This is a genomic window from Streptomyces sp. NBC_00104 (genome assembly GCF_045160825.1).
GTDB lineage: Bacteria > Actinomycetota > Actinomycetes > Streptomycetales > Streptomycetaceae > Streptomyces.
On record NZ_CP108215.1, the window covers coordinates 2,047,756 to 2,070,401 of the forward strand.

The window sequence follows — 22,646 nt, forward strand, 5'->3', positions numbered from 1 at the left end:
CCGTAATAGGGTCGCGGCATGCTTGTTGCCCTGACGGTGACGACCGCCGTCGCCGCGCTTCTGCTCGCCGCCTGGTGCGGCTGGGCCGCGTACCGCGATCAGCCGACCAAGGACTGGCACTTCATCGGCATGGCCGTGGTGTCGGTGCTGGCCCTCGTGCAACTGGTCGTCGGGATCGTGCAGTTGGCGCGTGGGGAGAAGCCGGAGCAGGGGACCACGATCTTCGTCTCCTACCTCCTCGGGGCGTTCGCCTGCGTTCCGGTGACCGGGTTCATGTCGCTGGCGGAGCGCACCCGCTGGGGCAGTGTGACCGTCGCGGCCGGGGGCGTCGTGCTCGCCGTGCTGCAGGTGCGGCTCCATGACATCTGGGGAGGCTGACGTGACCGTCACGGACCGCGAACCACGGGAGAACGAGCGGGCGCGGCTGATCAGCGGGCCGGGGATGCTGCTGGTGTGGCTGTACGGCGTGATGGTCGTCGGCGCGGTGTCGCGGTCGATCGTGCAGATCTCGACCGAGTTCGAGCACGCGCCGCTCGCCTACTCGCTGTCCGCGGTGGCCGGTGTGGTGTACGGGTTCATCACGTACTCGCTGGTGCGGGGCGGGGAGTTCGCCCGGAGGGCCGCACGCATCTGCTGTGCGGTGGAACTGGCGGGCGTACTGATCGTCGGCACCTGGACACTGGTCGAGCCGTCGGCGTTTCCGGACAAGACGGTGTGGTCGGACTACGGGATCGGGTATCTGTTCATTCCCGTGATCCTTCCGGTCACCGCGATGTACTGGCTGCGCAAGAGCGCGCGGCAGGGGGATGCCGCCTGAGGGTCGTCAGGCGGCCGCGGGCCGTTCGTGACTGGTCGCGCCCACGCGGCGGAGCCGCGCATCGAGACAGCCCATCGCCCCTGAAGTCGCGCTGCCCCGAAGCTCTTTCACGCCGTTGCCGCGTACACTCCCGCCGGCTTCTCCAGCACCACCATCGGTACGCCGTCCCGGCCCTGGCTGGTGCCCACGGTCTCGTAACCGACTCGGCGGTACAGGCGGAGGTTGCCCTCGCTGCGGTGGCCGGCGCTGAGGCGGAACCTGGTGACGCCGTGCTCCTCGGTGAGGGCCGACTCGGCGGCGCGGAGAAGCCTCGCGCCGATGCCGTGGCCCTGGAGGCGCGGGTGGACGCAGAGTTTGCCGATGGCGGCGGTGCCGTCGCCGTCGAGGGCGCCGCGCACGGAGCCGACCACTTCGTCACCCAGCCGGGCCACGAACACACAGTCCGCGGCGACCTCCTCGCGGACGGAGTCGAGGCTCTGGACGAGCGGATCGATGCGGTAGTTGCCGTACAGTGCCGCCTCGCTCTGGAAGCACAGGTACTGCAGCCTGAAGATCTGCTCGGCGTCCTGCTCGGTCGCCACCGAGATGGTCACGCTCATGCCCATGTGTGCACGCCTCCCGCTCACCTGCTCACCCGATGTCCTTCACTCCTATCCCCGCGGTTCGGGTGCCGCAACCTCCGCGGCCAGCAATCGCCGCAGACATCCCAGGCATCTGGAACGTTCCGGGCCGAGGCTGCCCTGTGAGATACCCAACTCGCCCGCGATCTCACGGTAGGTGAGGTCCTTCGGGGACAGCAGGGCCGCCAGCAACCGGGGGCAGCGGCCGGGGAGCCGGCGTACGGCCGCGTACAACGCGCGGCGGCGGGCGGCCGTGAGCGCCTGCTGCTCGGGGCCCGGTGCGTGCTCGTCGGCGGGCTCGGCGGTGTAGGGCCGTTCCAGCCGGGCCTTGCGGCGGCTCAGCCGGGCCTCGAAGCGGACGGCGCTGCGCAGCCAGCCCTCGGGGTCCTCGGGTGGACCGTCGGCGTCGAGCCGTTCCAGCAGGCGCAGCCAGACCGCCTGTTCCAGGTCTCCCGCCTCGGCTCCGGCCGCGTGGGCCTCGGCCGACACCTCCGCGACCAGCAGGGGGCGGAGGGTGGCGAGCATGTCGTGGGTCATATGCCCCGGGACGCCGCCGCCCCGACGCGAGGTTGCCGGGGCGGACGGGAGTCACCCCAATCGGGGCATGGGGCTCAGTCGTTGACGAAGTCCGCGTGGGCCAGCAGGCCCGTGTCCGTGTTGTCGGTGAAGATGCCGTCGATGCCGGTGTCGAAGTACACCTTGAACGCGCCGAAGGCGTCGCCGTAGGCGTTGGGGTCCGTGCCCTTGCGGAAGTTCGCGGGCAGGAAGGTGTTCTCGTTGCGCATGGTGTAGGGGTGCAGGATCAGGCCCTCGGCGTGGGCGTCGGCGACGAGGGTGGTCGGCGTGGTGAGCTTGCCGCCCGAGTCGCGCGGGATGATCAGGTCGAGCGTGGGGCCGATGCCGTTGGCGTACGAGGCGATCCAGGCCAGGCCCTCCGGCTTGACCAGGTCGGCGACGGTGCGCGGGTCGCCTGCCTCGACGAAGTCCCAGGGGCGGGTGGCGGCGCCGGAGAGCAGGACGACGAGGGGGCTGTCGACCAGACGGTTCAGGCGCTGGATGCTGCTCGGCTCGAACGACTGCAGGAAGACGGGCGAGTTCTTCCGGTGCCGGTCGTACCTGCGCAGCAGCTTGGCGAGCGGCTCCTCCAGGCCGAGGCCCAGCTTGCGGAAGTAGGTGGGGTGCTTGGTCTCGACGTGCAGCCAGATCCGCCTGCCGCGCTTCCTGCCCTCCTTCTCGGCCCAGCGCAGCACCTCCTCGAAGGAGGGGATCTCCCAGCGGCCGTCGTAGAGGGTGTTCTCCTGGCGGTTGCCCGGGATGCGCTCCTTGGCGCGCAGGGTCTTCAGCTCGGCGAGGGTGAAGTCCTCGGTGAACCAGCCGGTGTAGCTGACGCCGTCGACGACCTTCGTGGTCTTCCGCGCGGCGAACTCGGGGTGCGCCGCGACGTCGGTCGTGCCGGTGATGTCGTTCTCGTGCCGGCATACGAGATGGCCGTCCTTGGTGGGCACGAGGTCCTGCTCGATGACGTGCGCGCCCATGTCGAGGGCGAGCTGGTACGAGCCGAGGGTGTGCTCCGGACGGTAACCGCTGGCGCCCCGGTGCGCGATGATCGTCGGTACCGGCAGACTGCGGTAGCCGCCGCCCGACTTCGCGCCCGACGCGGCCTCGTCGGCTCTCGCCGTGGCCGGCGCGCCGAGCACCGCTCCGCCCGCGCCGAGGACCACAGCACCGAGCAGCGCCCGCCGGCCCGTTCCCCGTCCCTGCTCGTTCGGGTCCTGCGACTGCCGCGACTCCTGCGTCCCCATGACCGGCTCCTCCACCGTGATGCCCTGCACCTGTCAAAGCGGGACGATCGTAGGTGTCCCGAGGTGACCGTTGGGAGACCTGGGACCGAACACGCGGAAGACGCCTCGTGTCACGCCGGAGGCGAAAGGTGACGGAGTGTCGGTTCGGCGGCGCGATGTCCGTCACATTTCGGGCCGGTGACAGCCCGCCACCTCGACGTCACCGCAGGTAAAGTCCCGTCAAAAGTCGGTATCCACTCGGTGAACCCGATGTGCGTCGGGGTGTGAGCCGGGAGTATCGTCCTCACCTGCACAGACTTGTACCGGAACGCTAGACATGGGAGGGCCCGTTGTCCCGCTTCGCGCTCATCAAGGCAGTGCTCGGACCGATCATGCGCCTGATGTTCCGCCCACGGGTGGAGGGTGCGGAGCACATTCCGGGGGACGGTCCGGTGATCCTCGCCGGCAACCATGTGACCTTCATCGACTCGATGATCCTGCCGCTGGTCTGCGACCGGCAGGTCTTCTTCATCGGCAAGGACGAGTACGTCACCGGCAAGGGGATCAAGGGCCGCCTGATGGCCTGGTTCTTCACCGGCGTCGGCATGATCCCCGTCGACCGCGACGGCGGCCGCGGCGGGGTGGCCGCGCTGATGACCGGGCGTCGGGTCCTGGACGAGGGCAAGGTGTTCGGCATCTACCCCGAGGGGACCCGGTCGCCCGACGGCCGTCTGTACCGGGGACGTACGGGCATCGCCCGGCTGACGTTGATGACCGGGGCGCCGGTCGTTCCCTTCGCGATGATCGGGACGGACAAGATTCAGCCGGGGGGCGCCGGGCTGCCGCGCCCGCATCGGGTGACGGTGCGGTTCGGTGAGGCGATGGAGTTCTCCCGGTACGAGGGGATGGATCGGGATCGGTATGTGCTGCGGGCGGTGACCGATTCCGTGATGACCGAGGTCATGCGGCTGTCCGGGCAGGAGTACGTGGACATGTATGCGTCGAAGGCCAAGGAAGCGGCGTAGCTCCGCCGGGAGTCCGGGGACTTCGGTCGTTCGTCGGCTGCGGGTCGGTGGGGGCTGGTCGCGCGGTTCCCCGCGCCCCTCAGGCCCTGCTGTCCAGCCGTTGGCCGCGCAGCAGGAACCAGGCTGCCACCGCCGTTGCCAGCAGTACCGCCGCGCCTGCGCCGGCGGCGATGGCGAGGCCGTCCACGAATGACTCCTGGGCCGACGTCAGCATGTCCTGGGCCCTGTCCGTCGGCATTCCCGCCGCCGCTTGCACCGCTCCGCCCAGTGACTCGTGGGCCTCGGCCGGGGTACCTGTCGGGGCCGTGAAGTCGCGGTACACGCCCGTCACGATGGAGCCCAGGACCGCGATGCCCAGGGCGGCGCCCAGTTCGTAGGCCGTTTCGGAGACCGCTGAGGCCGCGCCCGCCTGTTCGTCGGGGACGCTGGAGAGGATGACGTCGGCGGTGACGGTGAAGGAGAAGCCGGCGCCGATGCCGACGACCAGCAGGGCGACGCCGATCAGGGGGTAGCCGGTGGAGCGGTCGACCAGAGTGAGCAGGGCGAGGGCCAGGCCGATGGCCGCGAGGCCGCCCGCGACGACGGAACGGACGGAGTAGCGGCGGGCCACGGATCCGGCGATCAGGCCCGCGACCACCGCGCCGATCGCCGCCGGGAGTTCGGCGAGACCCGCTTCCAACGGACGCCTGTCCTGCACGAGTTGCAGGAACTGCGAGAGGAAGAAGATCAGGCCGGACAGGCCGAGGACGGTCAGCAGGTCGGCGAGGACGGCTCCGGAGAAGCCCCGGTTGCGGAACAGGCGCATGTCCAGCAGCGGGTACGGCAGGGTGAGCTGACGGCGTACGAAGAGGAACAGCCCGGCGATGCCGAAGAGGCCCGCGGCGAGCGCGTTGCCGTCGAGGCCGTGGGTGGCGGTCTCCTTCACCGCGTACACGACACCGATCATGCCGACGAGCGACAGGACGACGCTGAGCGCGTCCCACGGACCCGGGCTCGGGTGGCGGGACTCGGGCAGCAGCTTGATGCCGACGAGGACGAGGACGGCCATCACCGGCAGGTTGATCAGGAAGACCGAGCCCCACCAGAAGTGTTCGAGCAGGAAGCCGCCGACGACCGGTCCGACCGCCATACCGGCGGAGGCCGTGGCGCCCCAGATGCCGACGGCGAGGCTGCGTTCGCGCGGGTCGTGGAAGAGGTTGCGGATCAGGGCGAGGGTGGCGGGCATCAGGGTCGCGCCCGCGACACCGAGCAGCGCCCGCGCGAAGATCATCATCTCGGGCGTCGTCGCGTACGCGTTGAGCACGGATATCGCGCCGAACGCCGTGGCGCCCATGAGCAGCAGCTTCTTGCGGCCGATGCGGTCGCCGAGGCTGCCGGCGGACACGAGCAGGCCCGCGATGACGAACGAGTAGACGTCGCCGATCCACAGGAGCTGGTTGCCCGAGGGCTTGAGGTCCTCGCTGATGTAGGGGGTCGCGAGACCGAGGACGGTCGCGTCGACGGCCACCAGCAGCACGGCGAGCACGAGGACGGAGAGCGCGAGCCAGCGGCCCGGCCTCTTCTCCGCCTCCGTCGCGCGGGCCGGCCGCAGGGTGCTGGTCATGGTTCCTCTCTCAGATGTTCGGGATGTCCGGCTGCTCGGGATGACGCAGTACGCCGCCGAGCAGCAGCTCGACGATCATGAAGGTGAAGTCCTTGGCGGCCACGCGGCCTTCGGAGACCGCCCAGGCACCGGAGGCCAGCAGGCCGTACAGCGCCTCGGTGAGCCAGCCCGGGGTGAGGTCGATACGGAATTCGCCGGCCGCCTGGCCGCGTGTGAAGAGGGCCGCGATCCGGTCGTCGATCCGGGCCCAGCCCTCGTGCTGCTCGTCCCCCTCGAACAGCTGGTTCTCGGTGTAGAGGAAGGCGAGCAGGCCCGCGACCGGTTCGATCTCCCGCACGAGCCGCCGTACGGCCTCGCGTGCCGGGCCCTCGGCCGGGCGGGCGGCGTCCAGCGCGGCCTCGCACTCCGCGATGCCGAGCGCCTCCAGCGCCCGGACGAGCGCGTCGCGCCCGGCGAAGTGGCGGTGCAGCGTGGCACGGCTGATCCCGGCGGCCTTGGCGACCTCGTCCAGGGTCGCGGTGGGTCTGCGGGTCAGCAGGGCGGCTGCGCTGCGCAGCACGTGGTCACGATCGACAGCCATGAGACAACCATAGCCCATGTGAGACATTCTTGTCTCATCACGGGCATGGCTGTCTCATGGCGGGGTCGGACCCGGGTCCTCTCGGTGCCGGGCCGCCGTTCTCAGTGCCAGGGCAGGCTGCCGCGCTTCTCCCAGTACGTCCGCGGGTCCTCGGCCAGGCCCGCGAGGAGGGTCAGCTGCTCGTCGTCGAGGTCGACGACCGCCGCGTGCAGGTTGGAGGCGAGCTGGGTGAGGGTGGCGGCGCCGGAGAGGACGACCCCGGCCCACGGCTGCCGCAGGACCACCGCCAGGGCGACCGCGTCGCAGCCGAGGCCCGTCTGCTCGGCGACGGCCCTGAGCGCGTCCGGGGCGTGCGGGCCCGCCAGCCGGCCGTTGGCCATGCCCTCCTTGACGATCACGGTGAGCCCGGCGTCGTGCGCCTCGGCGAGGGCGGGGGCGGCGGAGGTCTCCAGCGCGTTGTACGTCGACTGGACGGTACCGAAGAGGGGTTCGCCGTCGACGGTCACGGCGAGGGCGGTGCGGATGGCCTCCGCCTGGGCCGGGCCGCTGGTGGAGAAGCCGACGGTGACGCCCTGGGCCGCCGCCTCCGCCAGCCGGGCGTGGAGTTCCTTGTCGGTGAGGGCCGGGCTGTCCGGGGTCACCGAGTGGATCTGGTAGAGGTCGAGGCGGTCGCCGAGCAGCTCGGCGCTCTCGGCGCGCTGCCGCTCGTACGTCTGGAGGCTGTGGTCCTTGACCTCGTGCTTCTCGGCGTCGGTGGTCCAGTCGGCGGTGTAGGTGTAGCCCCACTTGCTGCCGATGACGATGTCGTCGATGTCGGGGCGGGCCTTCAGCCAGTCGGCGAGGAACTCCTCGGAGAGGCCGTACGAGCGGGCCGCGTCGAAGTAGCGGACGCCCTGGGCGTGGGCGGCGTCGAGGAGTTCATGGGTGCGGGTGCGGAGGGCGTCGACGGTGCGGGTCTCACCGAGGTCGGCGTCGCGGCCGAGGTTGATGTAGCCGGGGCGGGCGACCGCGGCCAGGCCGAAGCCGATGTGGCAGGTGGGGGTGGTCGCTGTGGCCAGTCGGGCGAAGGGCATCGCGGGCTCCGTACGGTCGGCTCCTTGGGACTTCCGACCAACGTAACGCGCGATGACGCCCCGCTGGGTGAGCCGGGGCGCCCAAGAGCTCGGGGCTTGTTGTGCTTCGGCGGGTGCGGGTGCGTCGTGGCTCGTCGCGCAGTTCCCCGCGCCCCTGAAGGACAGGGGCGCGGGCCCTGCCTACTTGTTGCCCTTGGCGGTCGCCCACGCGTGCTGGGCCGCCACGTCCGTCTTGATGTCCGCCAGCTGGATCGCCACCGCGCTCGGGGCCGTGCCGCCTCGGCCGTTGCGGGAGGCGAGGGCGCCGGGGACGTTGAGGACCGTGCGGACCTCGGGGGTCAGGTGGGAGGAGATCTTGGCGAACTGGTCGTCCGTCAGGTCGTTGAGTTCCTTGTTCTCGGCCTCGGCGGCCTTGACGCACTCGCCGGCGACCTCGTGGGCGACACGGAAGGGGACGCCCTGCTTGACGAGCCACTCGGCGACGTCGGTGGCGAGGGAGAAGCCGGCGGGGGCCAACTCCTCCATGCGCTCGCGGTGGACGGTGAGGGTGGCCATCATGCCGGTGAAGGCGGGGAGGAGGACCTCCAGCTGGTCGATGGAGTCGAAGACCGGCTCCTTGTCCTCCTGGAGGTCGCGGTTGTAGGCGAGGGGCAGGGCCTTGAGGGTCGCCATCAGGCCCGTCAGGTTGCCGATCAGCCGGCCGCTCTTGCCTCGGGCCAGCTCCGCGATGTCCGGGTTCTTCTTCTGCGGCATGATCGACGAGCCCGTCGAGAACGCGTCGTGGAGGGTCACGAAGGAGAACTCCTTCGTGTTCCAGATGATGACCTCCTCGGCGATCCGGGAGAGGTTCACGCCGATCATCGCGGTGATGAAGGCGAACTCGGCGACGAAGTCGCGGGACGCCGTGCCGTCGATGGAGTTCGCGGAGCTGCCGTGCTCGAAGCCGAGGTCCTTGGCCACCGCCTCCGGGTCCAGGCCGAGGCTGCTGCCCGCGAGGGCGCCCGAGCCGTACGGGGAGACGGCCGTGCGCTCGTCCCACTGGCGCAAGCGCTCCGCGTCCCGGGAGAGGGACTGGACGTGGGCGAGGACATGGTGGGCGAAGAGGACCGGCTGGGCGTGCTGGAGGTGGGTGCGGCCGGGCATCGCCACGTCCGGGTGGGCCTCCGCCAGGCCGATCAGCGCGTCCTGGAGCTCGGCGATCAGGCCGCCGACCGTGCGGGCGTGGTCGCGGAGGTACATCCGGAAGAGGGTCGCGACCTGGTCGTTCCTGGACCGGCCGGCGCGCAGCTTGCCGCCGAGGTCCGGGCCGAGGCGCTCCAGGAGACCACGCTCCAGAGCGGTGTGCACGTCCTCGTCGGCGACGGTGCCGACGAACTCACCCGAGGCCACGTCCGCTTCGAGCTGATCCAGGCCGGCGACCATCCGGGACAGCTCGTCCTCGGTGAGCAGGCCCGCCTTGTGCAGCACGCGCGCGTGGGCGCGGGAGCCCGCGATGTCGTACGGGGCCAGCCGCCAGTCGAAGTGGACGGACGCGGACAGCTTCGCCAGGGCCTCGGCGGGACCGTCGGCGAAACGGGCGCCCCAGAGCCGTACGTCACCGCTGTTGCTGCTCACTTGCGTTGCTCCTAGAGAAGGGGTGGGCGGACCGGTCGAAGGTGTCACCAGTGTCGTACGTCGCGAGGTCGAAGTCGCACCGGACGACTCGGAGCGTCGGCCGGTCACGACCGCGCGCGACCGCCGGGAGGCAGTCCTCCTCGGCGAACCCGTCCACCACGACCGCGATGACGCGCACCGCATTCACCGTCATGCATGAGTATGCAGTGCTCTGCATGAATCGTCAATCTGGGAGAAGTTTGCGAGATGCCGAGAAAGCTTTGAACAAATGAAATCGCTTTCCCGTAACTCTCCCCGAACGCAGGCGCCGCGTTTGTAAACACCGACCACACCCGACTCGAGTGAGGCATCCGCATGTCCAGGGCTCTTCCGAAGTACAACAAGCGTCGCGTAGGGATCATCGGCGGCGCCGCCGCGGTCGTGCTCTCCGGAGCGGTCATCGCGGGTTCCGCCCTCGCCGGTGAGGGTGCCGACAACAACGGTCAGGACGCGGCGAACGCGGGCCCCGGCACCATCTCCTGCCCGGCCGTCGCGGGAAGCCTGCCGGCGATCCCCGCCTCCGCGCAGGCCGAGGTCGACCGCAACCTGGCCCTGCTCGACACGCAGATCCAGGAAGCCAACCAGCGCCTCATCGACACCGTCGGCCAGGGCGGCGCCAACTTCGTCCAGAACGCCATCCTCGGCCCGCTGGAGGACAAGCGCGTCGCCACGCTGAACCGCATCGAGACCGCCATCGGCCGCGCCGCCGCCAAGCCCGAGGGCCTGGAGGCGCTCGCCCCCTGCGAACTCGTCCAGGGCGGCGCCGCGGGCGCCGGCGAGGAGGCGGACGCCGGTGCTGAGGCCGGTGCCGGTGCGGAGGCGGGCGCGGGTGCGGAGGACGCGGGCAACGCCGGCGCCGCGGGCACCATCACCTGCCCCGAGGTCGAGGGAAGCCTCCCCGAGATCCCCGCCTCCGCGCAGGCCGAGGTCGACCGCAACCTGGCCCTGCTCGACACGCAGATCCAGGAAGCCAACCAGCGCCTCATCGACACCGTCGGCCAGGGCGGCGCCAACTTCGTCGACAACGCCATCCTCGGCCCGCTGGAGGACAAGCGCGTCGCCACGCTGAACCGCATCGAGACCGCCATCGGCCGCGCCGCCGCCAAGCCCGAGGGCCTCGAGGCGCTCGCCCCCTGCCAGCTGAACGAGGGCGCCGGCGAGGAGGCCGGTGCCGACGCCGGAGCCGAGGCGGGTGCTGAAGCAGGCGCCGAAGCGGGTGCCGGAGCCGAAGCCGGTGCGGAGGCCGGTGCGGGCGAGGACGCGGGCAACGCCGGCGCCGCGGGCACCATCACCTGCCCCGAGGTCGAGGGAAGCCTCCCCGAGATCCCCGCCTCCGCGCAGGCCGAGGTCGACCGCAACCTGGCCCTGCTCGACACGCAGATCCAGGAAGCCAACCAGCGCCTCATCGACACCGTCGGCCAGGGCGGCGCCAACTTCGTCGACAACGCCATCCTCGGCCCGCTGGAGGACAAGCGCGTCGCCACGCTGAACCGCATCGAGACCGCCATCGGCCGCGCCGCCGCCAAGCCCGAGGGCCTCGAGGCACTCGCCCCCTGCCAGCTCAACCAGTAACCAGTAGTCCGCGGTCTCGACGACGACCGCACCCGACGACCGCTCACGCTGAGCGGCCCACGATGAGCCGGCCATCCGGCGAGTGACCTCCTGTGCCCCCTTGGGGGCGACAGGGGCCGTGGCCGCCCCGCGCGCCGGCCGGGGCGGCCACGGAAGACCTGGTTCCGGGTGGATCCCAGCGATGGGATCCACCCGGAATTCGTGTTCCCGGGCCCAATTCCTTAGACAGGCGAAGCGTTTCCGCCGATAATCGTTAGACATGGGAAAGACTTACGAGCGCATCGACGGCCGCCTGCGTACGTTCATCGAGGCACAGCCCCTCTTCTTCACCGCGACCGCGCCCCTGTCCGCCGACGGCACGGTCAACCTCTCCCCCAAGGGCCTGCGCGGCTCGTTCGTGATCCTCGACGAACTGACCGTCGCCTACCTGGACTTCGCCGGGTCCAACGCGGAGACGATCGCGCACCTGCGCGAGAACGGCCGGATCACCCTGATGTGGTGCGCCTTCCAGGGACCGCCCAACATCGTGCGCGTGCACGGCACGGGCGAGGCCGTCTTCCGCGACGACCCGCGCTTCACCGAACTCCTCGCCCGCTTCCCCGACATCGACCCCGCGTCCCACGGCCTGCGGGCGATCATCGTGGTCCGCGCCGAGCGCGTCCGCGACAGCTGCGGCTACTCCGTGCCGTTCATGGCGTACGAGGAGGACCGCGATCTGCACGGCAGGCGCTTCGCGCGCGAGGACGACGACTCGCTCAGCGCCTACTTCAGCTCCAAGGAGCACATCGCGACCAGTCTGGACGGACTGCCCGGGCTGCCCCTGCCCCTGCCGCCCTCCGCCGTCTGACGGGCGCGGCGCGGCGGCCGTCGTCCGATACCGACCGTTCCGCAAGGCAGGTACCGACCGTTCCGCAAGACAGTTGTTCACACCGTTGAACACACGGCACTCCCAGCACGTACGTGTGGGCCAAGGGTCCAGCCCACCACGGAGGAACCGTGTCCACGATCGCCGGAGGTCGCGCCGCGCGCCGCCAGACGATGCGCCGCATCCGACCTCGTCGTTCTCCCGCCGTCCCGCTGCTGCTCGCCTTCTGGGCGGGCGCGGCCGCGGTGGTGTGGCTGTGGTGGGACAACACCCCGTCCATCGCGGACCAGGGCAGCAAGATGGTCAACGCCGGACGGATCACGGGCCTGCTCGGCGGGTATCTGATGGCCCTGGTGGTGCTCCAGATGGCCCGGGTGCCCGCGCTGGAACGACGGGTCGGCTCCGACCGGGTGGCCCGCTGGCACGCGATGACCGGCCGCTACACGCTCTGCCTGGTCGTCGCGCACGTCGTCCTCACGATGTACGGGTACGCGCTGCAGGCCGGTCTCACCCACACCGCGATCCTGCAGCAGACCATCGACTCCATCAACCAACTGCCGGACATGGGCAAGGCCGCCATCGGCACCGGTCTGCTGGTGTTCATCGGGCTCATCTCGATCGGCCCGGTGCGCAAGCGGATCCCGTACGACGTCTGGTACCACACGCACCTGCTGACGTACGCGGCCACGTTCCTGACGTTCTGGCACCAGATCACCACCGGCAACGAGTTCGCCGCCACCCCCGCCGCGAAGACCGGCTGGTACGCGCTGTACGGCTCGGTGACCGCGCTGGTGGTCTGGTACCGGATCATCGTCCCGATCAAGCTGAACATGAAGCACCGGCTGCGGGTCGAGGCGGTCATCGAGGAGTCGCCCGGCATCGTCTCGGTACTGATGAGCGGGCGCAAGCTGCACCGGATGGGCGCGGAGGCCGGGCAGTTCTTCCGCTGGCGGTTCCTCGCGCCGGGCATGCGGTTCAGCTCGCACCCGTACTCGCTGTCGGCGGCGCCCCGCCCCAACATGCTGCGCATCACGGTCAAGGCGATCGGCGACCACAGCTCGGCCCTGCGCGACCTGGAGCCCGGCACCCGGGTGTGGGCCGAGGGCCCGTACGGGGCGCTCACGGCCGGCAAGCGCAGCCGGGGCAAGGTACTGCTGGTGGCCGGCGGCGTGGGCATCACGCCGATGCGGGCCCTGTTCGAGACGCTGCCCGGCGCGGCCGGTGACCTGACCCTGCTCTACCGGGCCAACACCACCCAGGACCTGGCCCTGTGGGACGAGCTGGCGCAGATCGCGGAGGAGCGCGGGGCGCGGCTGATGTACGCGGTGAACAGCCCGGAGGGCGAACGGCCCGACATCTCGCCGGACTCCCTTCGCCGCAAGATCCCGGACATCGAGAGCCACGACGTCTTCCTGTGCGGGCCGCCCGGCTTCGCCCAGGGCGTCTACGAGGCGCTGCGCGGCGCGGGTGTCCCGACCCGCCGTATCCACCACGAGTCGTTCGAGATGTGAGCGACGGGACCGCTCGCCGCCGGTCCCACCCGCCCGACCGTCCCAGCCACAGGTCTCCACGACCGTCCCAGCCGTAGGTCTCCACGACCGTCCCACCCCGACTTCTGGCCATGGGTTTCCCCACGGGTTCGCCCCTCGGGTCTCCCCCGCGAGACTTCACACTTCAGGAGCTGAAGGAGCGATGAAGAAGAGCCACCCCATCCGGCGGACCCTGCTCGCCACCGCCGCCACCGTGTCCGGCATCGTGCTGCTGCTGTCGCTGAAGCCGGCCACGGACGCCGGATCGGTACAGGCCGGAGCGGCCGGGGGCGCGCCTTCGGCACAGGGCGGGGTGGCGGCCGGGGCGCAGACCCTGACGGGTACCGCCGTCACGACCGAGTACGGCCCCGTCCAGGTCCGGATCACCGTCAACGGCGGCAAGATCACAGGCGCCGAGGCCGTGCAGCAGCCCACCGGCGGCCGCTCCACGCAGATCAGCGGCGACGCCATCCCCAAGCTCAACCAGGCGGCCGTGGCGGCGGGCAGTGCCGAGATCGACGCGGTCTCGGGCGCCACCTACACCAGCGCCGGCTACAAGGAATCCCTCCAGTCCGCCCTGGACCAGGCCGGCAAGGCCCAGGACTCGGGCGCCCAGGTGCTCACGGGCACCGCGGTGCAGACCGACTACGGGCCGGTCCAGGTCCGGATCACGGTCAGCGGCGGCAAGATCACAGGCGCCGAGGCCGTGCAGGCGCCGAGCGGCGGCCGCTCCACCCAGATCACGGGCGAGTCGGTGCCGAAGCTCAACCAGGCGGCCGTGGCCGCCGGCAGCGCCGACATCGACGCCGTCTCGGGCGCCACCTACACCAGCGCCGGCTACAAGGAATCCCTCCAGTCCGCCCTGGACCAGGCCGGCAAGGCCCAGGACTCGGGCACCGAGGTCGAGGCGGGCGGCTCGCAGGACGCGGGCGGCGCCGCCGAGGGCACCGAGAACTCCGGGGCCGGGCAGGCGACGGGCACCCAGGTGCTCACGGGCTCCGCCATCAAGACGGACTACGGCCCGGTCCAGGTCCGCGTCACGGTCACCGACGGCAGGATCACAGGCGCCGAGGCGCTGCAGCAGCCCACCGGCGGCCGCTCCACCCAGATCAGCGGTACCGCCATCCCCCAGCTCAACCAGAACGCCGTCTCGGCAGGGAGCGCTGACATCGATGCTGTCTCGGGCGCCACATACACCAGCGGCGGTTACCAGCAGTCCCTCCAGTCCGCTCTGGACCAGGCCGGCTGATCCGGTGGCCGAACCCGCCGGGGCCGCCGCGCCCTCCCAGCTGCGGCACGCCGAGGAGGTCATGGGCACCGTCTTCTCCTTCGACGTCCGAGGAGGCGAGCCCACGGCGGTCAGGGCCGCGCTCGACGAGGCGGTGGCCGGACTCCACGCCGTGGACGAGGTGTTCAGCACCTACCGGGAGCACAGCCAGATCTCCCGGCTCGCCCGGGGCGAGGTGACGATCGAGGAGTGCGCTCCCGAGGTCGCCGAGGTGCTCCACCTGTGTGCCGAGGCCGAGCGGTTGAGTGACGGCTGGTTCAGTGCCACGTACGCGGGACGCTTCGACCCGACGGGGCTGGTGAAGGGGTGGGCCACCGAACGGGCCGCCCTGCGTCTGGTCGAGGCCGGGGTGGCCGGGGTGAGCGTCAACGGGGGCGGTGACGTCCAGTTGTGCGGTGTCCCCGGTCCCGAGCGGCCGTGGCGCGTGGGCGTGGCCGACCCGCTCCGTCCGGGTGGCCTCGCCGCCGTCGTCACCGCCGCAGGTACCGACCGCCTCGCCGTCGCCACCTCCGGCACGGCCGAGCGCGGCGCCCACATCGTCGACCCCCGCACGGGGAAGTCCGCCGTGACGGACCTGGTCTCCGTCACGGTCGTCGCCCCCCGCCTGACCTGGGCGGACTGCTGGGCGACGGCCGCCTTCGCGATGGGTTCCCGTGAGGGCCTGGCGTGGCTGGAGTCCCTGGAGGACGCGGAGGCGTTGCTGATCACGGCGGGCGACGAGGTCCGCTGCACGGGAGGGCTGGCCGCGCGGCTGGGCTGAGCGGGCGGCGGGTTTCGCTCACCGGCGCTCACCGGCGCTCACCGACTCTCACCGGGTGCCGCCGCGCCCACCCGTGCCGCACCGGCGGCCCGCCTGCCCGCGGCCGGTCAGGCGGGAAAAAGAGGGCGAAGCCCCTTTTCAGGGGCGCGGGGAACTGTGCGACCAGCCACCACGGACCCGCGGCCGGTGTCCCCGCGAAGCACCCCCTTCAGTGCCCGTTCCCGTTCTGAGCCAGCCTCAACAGGTGATCCGCCAACGCCTGTCCGCCCACGGGGTCCCGGCTGATCAACAGCAGCGTGTCGTCACCGGCGATGGTCCCCAGGATGTCGTGCAGCTCCGCCTGATCGATGGCCGAGGCCAGGAACTGGGCCGCCCCCGGCGGCGTACGCAGGACGACCAGGTTCGCCGAGGCCTCCGCGGAGATCAGCAGCTCCGCGGAGAGCCGCCGCATCCGCTCCTCCTTCGCCGACTCCCCCAGCGGGGCCCGAGGGGTGCGGAAACCCCCCTCGCTCGGCACCGCGTAGATCAGGTCGCCGTCGTTGTTGCGGATCTTCACCGCGTTCAGCTCGTCCAGGTCCCGGGAGAGCGTCGCCTGCGTGACGCTCAGCCCGTCGTCGGACAACAGCTTCGCCAACTGGCTCTGCGACCGCACAGGTTGCCGGTTGAGGATGTCCACGATCCGCCGGTGGCGTGCGGTGCGGGTCTGCGGCACGGCGGGCCCCGCCTGGTCGTGCTCCTGCGCCTGGCTCATCGTCGTCTCATTCTCCGGCTCGTCCGTCCCCGCTGGCTTCGTGCGCCGCCCGCGCCGCGTCGAGGATGCCGGGCAGAGCCTGGAGGAGGGCATCCACGTCCGCGTCACCGATATTGAGCGCGGGCATCAGCCGTACGACATCGGGGGCGGGCGCGTTCACCAGGAAACCGGCGTCCTGAGCGGCCTGTTGCGCCAGGGGCGCGAGCGGCTCGGTGAGCACGATACCCAGCAGGAGGCCCGCGCCACGGACATAGTCGATCATCGGGTCGCCGAGGGACTCGATTCCGTTCCGCAGCTTCTCGCTCTGCCGCTTGACGTTCTCCAGCAGACCCTCGGCCCGGATGGTCTCCAGGACGGCGAGTCCGGCGGCGCAGGCGACCGGGTTGCCGCCGAAGGTGGTGCCGTGCTGGCCGGGCTGGAGCAGTTCGGCGGCCCGGCCGAAGGCGACGGTCGCGCCGAGCGGGAGTCCGCCGCCGAGGCCCTTGGCGAGGGTGACGACGTCCGGCAGGACGCCCTCGTGCGCCTGGTACTCGAACCAGTGCCCGGTCCGGCCGACGCCGGTCTGCACCTCGTCGAGGACCAGCAGCGAGCCGCTGGCGGCCGTGATGGCCCGCGCGGCCTTCAGATAGCCGGCCGGCGGGACCACGACACCCTTCTCGCCCTGGACGGGCTCGATGATGACGAGGGCCGTCTCCTCGGTGACCGCGGCGGCCAGGGCCTGCGCGTCGCCGTACGGGACGTGCGTGACGTCGCCGGGCAGCGGGTGGAAGCCGGTCTGCTTGCCGGGCTGGCCGGTGAGGGCGAGGGCACCCATGGTCCGGCCGTGGAAGCCGCCCTCGGTGGCGACCATGTGGGGCCGCCCGGTCAGCCGGCCGATCTTGAAGGCGCCCTCGTTGGCCTCGGCTCCCGAGTTGCAGAAGAAGACCTTGCCGTCGCGGCCGAAGTGCTCCAGCAGCCGTTCGGCGAGCGCGATGGGCGGCTCGGCGATGAACAGGTTGGAGACATGGCCGAGGGAGGCGATCTGGCTGCTGACGGCCTCGACGATCGCCGGGTGGGCGTGGCCGAGCGCGTTGACCGCGATACCGCCGACGTAGTCGACGTACTCCTTGCCGTCGGCGTCCCACACCCTGGTGCCCGCGCCGCGGACGAGCGAGAGCTTCGGGGTGCCGTAGTTGTTCATGAGCGAGCCCTGCCACCGCTGGGTGAGCTCTGCGTTCTTGGCGGTCTCGGTCATTCGGCATCCCCCTCTTGCTCGGCGTCGGGCACGACCATCGTGCCGATGCCCTCGTCGGTGAAGATCTCCAGCAGGATCGAGTGCTGGACCCGGCCGTCGATGACGCGGGCGGTGTTCACGCCGCCCCGCACGGCGTGCAGACAGCCCTGCATCTTCGGCACCATGCCGGAGGACAACTCCGGCAGCAGCTTCTCCAGTTGGGAAGCCGTGAGGCGGCTGATCACCTCGTCGCTGTTGGGCCAGTCCTCGTAGAGGCCCTCGACGTCCGTGAGGACCATGAGGGTTTCGGCGCCCAGAGCAGCAGCGAGTGCCGCAGCCGCCGTATCAGCATTGACGTTGTAGACATGCCCCATGTCACCTTCGTCCTGGCTCCGGGCGATCGAGGAGACGACCGGGATGCGGCCGTCGGCGAGCAGTGCCTCGATCGCGCCCGTGTCGATCGCGGTGATCTCGCCCACCCGCCCGATGTCGACCAGTTCGCCGTCGATCTCGGGCTGGTGCTTGGTGGCGGTGATGGTGTGCGCGTCCTCGCCGGTCAGTCCGACGGCGAGCGGTCCGTGCTGGTTGAGCAGCCCGACCAGCTCGCGCTGCACCTGTCCGGCGAGCACCATGCGTACGACGTCCATGGCCTCCGCGGTGGTGACGCGCAGGCCGGCCTTGAACTCGCTGACGATGCCGTGCCTGTCGAGGGCCCGGCTGATCTGCGGGCCGCCGCCGTGCACGACGACCACGTTGAGGCCGGCCTGCCGCAGGAAGACGACGTCCTGGGCGAAGGCGTGCTTCAGCTCCTCGTCCACCATGGCGTTGCCGCCGAACTTGATGACGACGGTCTTGCCGTGGTGGCGGGTCAGCCAGGGCAGCGCCTCGATCAGGATGCGGGCCTTGGGAAGGGCGGTGTGCTTCCGCGTAGTGCTCATGACGAGTAGGCGCTGTTCTCGTGGACGTAGTCGGCGGTGAGGTCGTTGGTCCAGATCGTGGCGGTCTCGGACCCGGCGGCGAGGTCGGCGACGATGTGCACCTCGCGGTAGCGCATGTCGACGTTGTCGCGGTCCTCGCCGACACCGCCGTTCTTGCAGACCCAGACTCCGTTGATGGCGACGTTGAGCCGGTCGGCCTCGAAGGCGGCCCTGGTGGTGCCGATGGCGGACAACACCCGTCCCCAGTTGGGGTCTTCGCCGTGGATGGCGCACTTGAGGAGGTTGTTGCGGGCGATGGAGCGGCCCACCTCGACGGCGTCGTCCTCGGTCGCGGCGTTGACCACCTCGACCCTGATGTCCTTGCCGGCGCCCTCGGCGTCCCGGATCAGCTGCTGCCCGAGGTCGTCGCACACCTCGCGGACGGCCTCCGCGAACTCCGCGTACTGAGGGGTGACTCCGGAGGCTCCGGAGGCGAGCAGCAGCACGGTGTCGTTGGTGGACATGCAGCCGTCGGAGTCGACGCGGTCGAAGGTGACCCTGGTGGCGGCCCTGAGGGCCTTGTCCAGGGTCTCGCTGTCGAGGTCGGCGTCGGTGGTGACCACGACGAGCATGGTGGCGAGGCCGGGGGCGAGCATGCCCGCGCCCTTGGCCATGCCGCCCACGGTCCAGCCGTTCCTGGAGACGACGGACGTCTTGTGCACGGTGTCGGTGGTCTTGATCGCGATGGCGGCCTTCTCGCCGCCGTGCTCGGAGAGCTGCGCGGCGGCCGTCTCGACGCCCGGCAGCAGCTTGTCCATCGGCAGCAGTACGCCGATGAGGCCGGTGGAGGCGACGGCGATCTCGCCCGCGTTGTGTCCTTCGAGGACGTCCGCGACCTTCTCGGCGGTCGCGTGGGTGTCCTGGAAGCCCTTCGGGCCCGTACAGGCGTTGGCGCCACCGGAGTTGAGGATGACGGCGGAGACCTGGCCGCCCTTCAGCACCTGCTCGGACCAGAGCACCGGCGCGGCCTTCACCCGGTTGGAGGTGAAGACGCCCGCGGCGGCGAGGCGGGGCCCGGTGTTGACCACGAGGGCCAGGTCCGGGTTGCCGTTCTCCTTGATTCCGGCGGCGATGCCCGCCGCCGTGAACCCCTTGGCTGCCGTCACGCTCACTGCGTCTCCTCGTTCGCCCCGCCGCGGAAGCGGCTGATGTCGCTGTCGCCCGTGCAGCGCAGCGGTGCGGCCATCGTCGTCGTCTGCGGCCCGGCGGCTGCGCGTGCGTCGCTCACGGTGCGACCCCGATCGTGGAAAGCCCCGTCGTCTCGTGGAGTCCGAGGGCGATGTTCATGCTCTGGAGGGCGCCACCGGCGGTGCCCTTGGTGAGGTTGTCGATGGCGCTGATCGCGATGATGCGGCCCGCGGCCTCGTCGTACGCGACCTGGATCTGAACGGCGTTGGAACCGTAGACGGACGCCGTCGCCGGCCACTGCCCCTCGGGGAGCAGGTGGACGAACGGCTCGTCGCCGAAGGCCTTCTCGTACGCGGCGCGCACCGACTCGGCGGTGACGCCGGGCCTGGCCTTCGCGGTGCAGGTGGCGAGGATGCCGCGGGGCATCGGCGCGAGGGTGGGCGTGAAGGACACGGAGACCGGCTCGCCCGCGACGCCGCCGAGGTTCTGCATCATCTCGGGCGTGTGCCGGTGGCCGCCGCCGACGCCGTACGGGGTCATCGACCCCATGACCTCGCTGCCGAGCAGGTGCGCCTTGGGCGCCTTGCCCGCGCCGGACGTGCCGGAGGCGGCGACGATCACGGCCTCGTTCTCGGCGAGGCCCGCCGCGTACGCCGGGAACAGGGCCAGCGTCACGGCCGTGGGGTAGCAACCGGGTACCGCGATGCGCTTGGACCCCTCCAGCGCGGTGCGGGCACCCGGAAGTTCGGGAAGGCCGTAGGGCCAGGTGCCGGCGTGGGGCGAGCCGTAGAACCGCTCCCAGTCCGCCGCGTCCCTCAGCCGGAAGTCGGCGCCCATGTCGACCACGAGCACCTCCGGGCCGAGCTGCTCGGCCACGGCCGCGGACTGCCCGTGCGGCAGCGCGAGGAACACCACGTCGTGCCCGGCGAGGACCTCGGCGGTCGTCTCCTGAAGCACCCGGCCGGCCAGCGGCAGCAGGTGCGGCTGCAGCCCGCCCAGGCGCTGTCCGGCGTTGGAGTTGCCGGTCAGTGCACCGATCTCGACCTCGGGGTGGGCGAGCAGCAGGCGCAGCACTTCGCCGCCCGCATAACCACTCGCTCCCGCCACCGCCACACGTACCGCCATGGAACCCTCCTCTTGGATGGCATGACTATACGTTTCGATGCACGTTTATGCAATCCACGAGGGGGCGGCTGCCTACTGACGGGCCGGGTGAGCGGCTCGACGCCGGTGGCGGCAGGTCCTGGGGCAGCAGTTCCCCGGTCATCTCCCCAGTCGTCCTCCCGGTCATCTCCCTGGTCGCTTCCCCGGTCAGCTCCTCCATCACGGCGAGCGGGAGCGAGGGGTTGGCGGCCGCGGCTTCCGCCACCTGCGGGTCGGTGTCGGTGAGCAGGTCCGTGACGGCCTGGGGCGGGAGGGCCGGGTGACCGGCGGCGAGGGGCCTCGCCCGTTCGTCCGCCAGGCAGGCGAGCAGCGCCGGGGCCGTCGCGTGGGGGTGCCGGGCGATCTCGCGGAACGCCTTCCGCGCCGGGGGCGCGTGCCGGGACAGGTGCTCCAGCAGGGCCGGGCCGGCATCCGGGTTGGCTGCCACCCCGGCGATGACCTGGACCCCGTGCCGGTCGACCATGGCACGCAACCGCGCTTCGCCGAGGCTGGGGTGCGGCGCTATGGACTTGGCCACCTTCGCGTCGGGGTCGTCGGCCAGCGTGGCGCGGATCGCGGCCGGCAGATCACGCCGCGTGGCCAGGAGCATGCGCACGACGGCGTGCGGCGAGCGCACCAGCTCCTCGACCTCGGCGGCCGTGGCGGAGGCGATCCGCGGCAGGAGGGTGCTGCCGATCCTGGTGGTGGCGGCCAGGTGGGCGAGCACGTCGAGGGGCACCCGCGGGTTGTGCGCGAGCCCGCGCCGGACGTCGGGGGAGGTGTCGTCGGCCAGCGCGCGGATCAGGGTGTCGTCGATCGCGGGGTTCTCGGCGAGATCGGCGCGGGCACCGGGCGTGGGATCCACGGCGAGCCGTGCGTACGCCTCCGGGGGCAGACCGGGGCGGGCGGCGAGCGCCCGGCGCAGCAGCGGCGACGGGTGGTCGGCGAAGCCCGCGACCGCCCGCGCCGGTGTGGCCGGGTTCTCCAGGGCCGCCCGCAGCAGGTCGAGCGCGGTGGATTCGTGGGAGCCGTCGCAGGAGGCACCCGGCCGCAGATCGCAGTCGGGCCGCGGGCAGCCCTCGCCGTGCGTGAAGGGTGGCTCCTCGTGGTCGCAGACCAGGCAGCGCCGCGCGGGCGGCAGCCCCTCGCCACTGACGAGCGCCGCCAGGACGTCCGGCGGTGTCGCCTCGTTGGCCGCCACCGCACGGCGGACCTCGGCGTGCGGATGCTCGGCGAGACGGGCGGCCACGTCCGGCGCGGCCCGCAGGGCGAGCTCCGCGACGACCTGTACGTCCGAGTCCGCGGCGAGGGTCTCCACCACGTCCGGCGGCAGACCGGGGCAGGCGGCCAGCTTCTCCCGGTGCGCGACCACCGGATCCGCCGCGAGGAGGCGAGCCCACTCCGGGGCGCCGGCGCCCTCGTCGAGGAGGGCGAGGGCGACCAGCGGTTGTGCCGTGGGATCGACGTCGGCGGCGGTCAGCATTCCCCCGTACGCCAGCCGCACGCCGTTCCCCTCGTCCAGCGAGGCGAGCGTGACCGCCTGCGCCCGGCTGAGGTCGGCACGACGGGCGAGGTCGTCGTTCACATCGGCGTCCGCGAGCGCGATCAGCCGGTCGACCAGCTCGGACGGCAGAGCCGGATTGGCGGCGAGCCCGCACAGGAGATGCTTCACAGAGGGCATCCTGCCCAGGGCCCCTGCCGAACGGTTCATGGTTTTCGGCCGAGCAGCAGTCGTGCGGGGGCGGTGCGCGCGGGGGCGGTGCGCGCGGTCAGGCCGACGGTTGCTGCCCGCACGCTTCCACGCGCGTAGCCGGGGTCCGGTGTACCGCCGAACCGGGTCAGGAGCGCCGGTCGTCCGACCGGGCCGCCCGCTCGGCGTCGCGCTTCTTGATGCGGGCGCCTTCCTTGCGGACCTCGGCCTGGGTGGCGCGCTCCTTCTGCAGCCACTCCGGGCTGTCCTGCTTCAGGGCCTCGATCTGCTCGGTGGTGAGGGCCTCGGTGATTCCGCCGCGCGCGAGGCCCGCGATGGAGACACCCAGCTTCGCGGCGACCACGGGGCGGGGGTGCGGGCCGTTGCGGCGCAGTTCCTCCAGCCAGGCCGGCGGGTTCGTCTGGAGCGTGGTCAGCTCGGCGCGCGAGACGACGCCCTCCTGGAACTCGGCGGGGGTGGCTTCGAGGTACACACCCAGCTTCTTCGCCGCGGTGGCGGGCTTCATGGTCTGGGTGGTCTGGTGCGACGTCATGAGGTCAAGGGTATCGACCGTGTGC

22 protein-coding genes and 1 pseudogene are annotated in these 22,646 nt (G+C 71.4%); 8 read left to right on the plus strand and 15 right to left on the minus strand.

What is annotated here, in order from left to right; all coding sequences use genetic code 11:
* Positions 1-18 precede the first annotated feature (18 nt).
* Positions 19-378 (plus strand): hypothetical protein, encoded by a 360-nt coding sequence (locus tag OG272_RS08920; RefSeq protein WP_326584054.1) that lies wholly within the window; start codon positions 19-21, stop codon positions 376-378.
* Complete coding sequence (locus OG272_RS08925) at positions 359-817, plus strand: hypothetical protein (protein WP_326584053.1); 459 nt, start codon at positions 359-361, stop codon at positions 815-817. The genes OG272_RS08920 and OG272_RS08925 overlap by 20 nt, the downstream gene beginning before the upstream one ends.
* A 107-nt stretch (positions 818-924) precedes the next feature.
* On the opposite strand, the gene OG272_RS08930 is transcribed toward OG272_RS08925, so the two are convergent.
* The 3 genes from OG272_RS08930 to OG272_RS08940 form a co-directional block, all read right to left on the minus strand.
* Entirely contained in the window at positions 925-1,422 is a 498-nt protein-coding gene (locus OG272_RS08930) for a GNAT family N-acetyltransferase (protein ID WP_326584052.1), read from the minus strand.
* A 45-nt stretch (positions 1,423-1,467) separates the two neighbouring features.
* The gene (locus OG272_RS08935) at positions 1,468-1,974 is read right to left on the minus strand and encodes a sigma-70 family RNA polymerase sigma factor (protein ID WP_326584051.1); all 507 of its coding nucleotides are present in this window, start codon (positions 1,972-1,974) and stop codon (positions 1,468-1,470) included.
* 74 nt (positions 1,975-2,048) lie between these two features.
* Complete coding sequence (locus OG272_RS08940; RefSeq protein ID WP_405893011.1) at positions 2,049-3,239, minus strand: glycerophosphodiester phosphodiesterase; 1,191 nt, start codon at positions 3,237-3,239, stop codon at positions 2,049-2,051.
* Positions 3,240-3,568: 329 nt separating this feature from the next.
* Here OG272_RS08940 and OG272_RS08945 point away from each other — a divergent pair, with 329 nt between their 5' ends.
* Positions 3,569-4,243 carry a lysophospholipid acyltransferase family protein gene (locus OG272_RS08945; protein WP_326584049.1) on the plus strand — a complete coding sequence of 225 codons (675 nt, stop codon included), beginning with the start codon at positions 3,569-3,571 and terminating at the stop codon, positions 4,241-4,243.
* 79 nt (positions 4,244-4,322) lie between these two features.
* Here OG272_RS08945 and OG272_RS08950 read toward each other — a convergent pair whose 3' ends face one another.
* The 5 genes from OG272_RS08950 to OG272_RS08970 form a co-directional block, all read right to left on the minus strand.
* Complete coding sequence (locus OG272_RS08950; protein WP_326584048.1) at positions 4,323-5,846, minus strand: MFS transporter; 1,524 nt, start codon at positions 5,844-5,846, stop codon at positions 4,323-4,325.
* 10 nt (positions 5,847-5,856) lie between these two features.
* A complete protein-coding gene (locus tag OG272_RS08955) occupies positions 5,857-6,426 on the minus strand; it encodes a helix-turn-helix domain-containing protein (protein ID WP_327730553.1) in 570 nt (189 codons plus the stop codon).
* Between the two features lie 101 nt (positions 6,427-6,527).
* Positions 6,528-7,499, minus strand: coding sequence for an aldo/keto reductase (locus tag OG272_RS08960; protein WP_327730552.1), 972 nt, complete (start codon positions 7,497-7,499; stop codon positions 6,528-6,530).
* Between the two features lie 180 nt (positions 7,500-7,679).
* A complete protein-coding gene (gene argH, locus OG272_RS08965) occupies positions 7,680-9,113 on the minus strand; it encodes an argininosuccinate lyase (RefSeq protein WP_326584045.1) in 1,434 nt (477 codons plus the stop codon).
* Complete coding sequence (locus tag OG272_RS08970; protein ID WP_405893012.1) at positions 9,094-9,330, minus strand: hypothetical protein; 237 nt, start codon at positions 9,328-9,330, stop codon at positions 9,094-9,096. Before OG272_RS08970 ends, argH begins: the two co-directional genes overlap by 20 nt.
* A 137-nt stretch (positions 9,331-9,467) precedes the next feature.
* Here OG272_RS08970 and OG272_RS08975 point away from each other — a divergent pair.
* From OG272_RS08975 to OG272_RS08995, 5 genes and pseudogenes are all read left to right on the plus strand, one after another.
* Positions 9,468-10,301 (plus strand): annotated as a pseudogene (locus OG272_RS08975) (hypothetical protein); the annotation flags it as partial.
* Positions 10,302-10,983: 682 nt separating this feature from the next.
* Positions 10,984-11,571: a pyridoxamine 5'-phosphate oxidase family protein gene (locus OG272_RS08980; protein WP_326584044.1), complete on the plus strand. Its 588-nt coding sequence runs from the start codon at positions 10,984-10,986 to the stop codon at positions 11,569-11,571.
* Between the two features lie 191 nt (positions 11,572-11,762).
* Positions 11,763-13,100: a ferredoxin reductase family protein gene (locus OG272_RS08985; RefSeq protein WP_326585900.1), complete on the plus strand. Its 1,338-nt coding sequence runs from the start codon at positions 11,763-11,765 to the stop codon at positions 13,098-13,100.
* Positions 13,101-13,281: 181 nt separating this feature from the next.
* Positions 13,282-14,367: an FMN-binding protein gene (locus OG272_RS08990; RefSeq protein ID WP_327730550.1), complete on the plus strand. Its 1,086-nt coding sequence runs from the start codon at positions 13,282-13,284 to the stop codon at positions 14,365-14,367.
* Positions 14,368-14,371: 4 nt separating this feature from the next.
* On the plus strand, positions 14,372-15,166 hold the full coding sequence (locus OG272_RS08995; protein ID WP_326584042.1) for an FAD:protein FMN transferase: 795 nt from the start codon (positions 14,372-14,374) through the stop codon (positions 15,164-15,166).
* Positions 15,167-15,374: 208 nt separating this feature from the next.
* On the opposite strand, the gene OG272_RS09000 is transcribed toward OG272_RS08995, so the two are convergent.
* The 7 genes from OG272_RS09000 to OG272_RS09030 form a co-directional block, all read right to left on the minus strand.
* Positions 15,375-15,917, minus strand: a complete 543-nt coding sequence (locus OG272_RS09000) for an arginine repressor (RefSeq protein WP_326584041.1) — start codon at positions 15,915-15,917, stop codon at positions 15,375-15,377.
* 7 nt (positions 15,918-15,924) lie between these two features.
* Positions 15,925-17,151: an acetylornithine transaminase gene (locus OG272_RS09005; RefSeq protein ID WP_326584040.1), complete on the minus strand. Its 1,227-nt coding sequence runs from the start codon at positions 17,149-17,151 to the stop codon at positions 15,925-15,927.
* A complete protein-coding gene (gene argB, locus OG272_RS09010; RefSeq protein WP_326584039.1) occupies positions 17,148-18,068 on the minus strand; it encodes an acetylglutamate kinase in 921 nt (306 codons plus the stop codon). The genes OG272_RS09005 and argB overlap by 4 nt, the downstream gene beginning before the upstream one ends.
* Positions 18,065-19,219 carry a bifunctional glutamate N-acetyltransferase/amino-acid acetyltransferase ArgJ gene (gene argJ / locus OG272_RS09015; RefSeq protein ID WP_326584038.1) on the minus strand — a complete coding sequence of 385 codons (1,155 nt, stop codon included), beginning with the start codon at positions 19,217-19,219 and terminating at the stop codon, positions 18,065-18,067. The genes argB and argJ overlap by 4 nt, the downstream gene beginning before the upstream one ends.
* A 112-nt stretch (positions 19,220-19,331) precedes the next feature.
* Positions 19,332-20,360 (minus strand): N-acetyl-gamma-glutamyl-phosphate reductase, encoded by a 1,029-nt coding sequence (argC, locus tag OG272_RS09020; protein WP_327730549.1) that lies wholly within the window; start codon positions 20,358-20,360, stop codon positions 19,332-19,334.
* 25 nt (positions 20,361-20,385) lie between these two features.
* Positions 20,386-22,050: a hypothetical protein gene (locus OG272_RS09025; protein ID WP_405893017.1), complete on the minus strand. Its 1,665-nt coding sequence runs from the start codon at positions 22,048-22,050 to the stop codon at positions 20,386-20,388.
* A 166-nt stretch (positions 22,051-22,216) separates the two neighbouring features.
* Complete coding sequence (locus OG272_RS09030; protein WP_327730546.1) at positions 22,217-22,621, minus strand: DUF5997 family protein; 405 nt, start codon at positions 22,619-22,621, stop codon at positions 22,217-22,219.
* Positions 22,622-22,646: the final 25 nt, after the last annotated feature.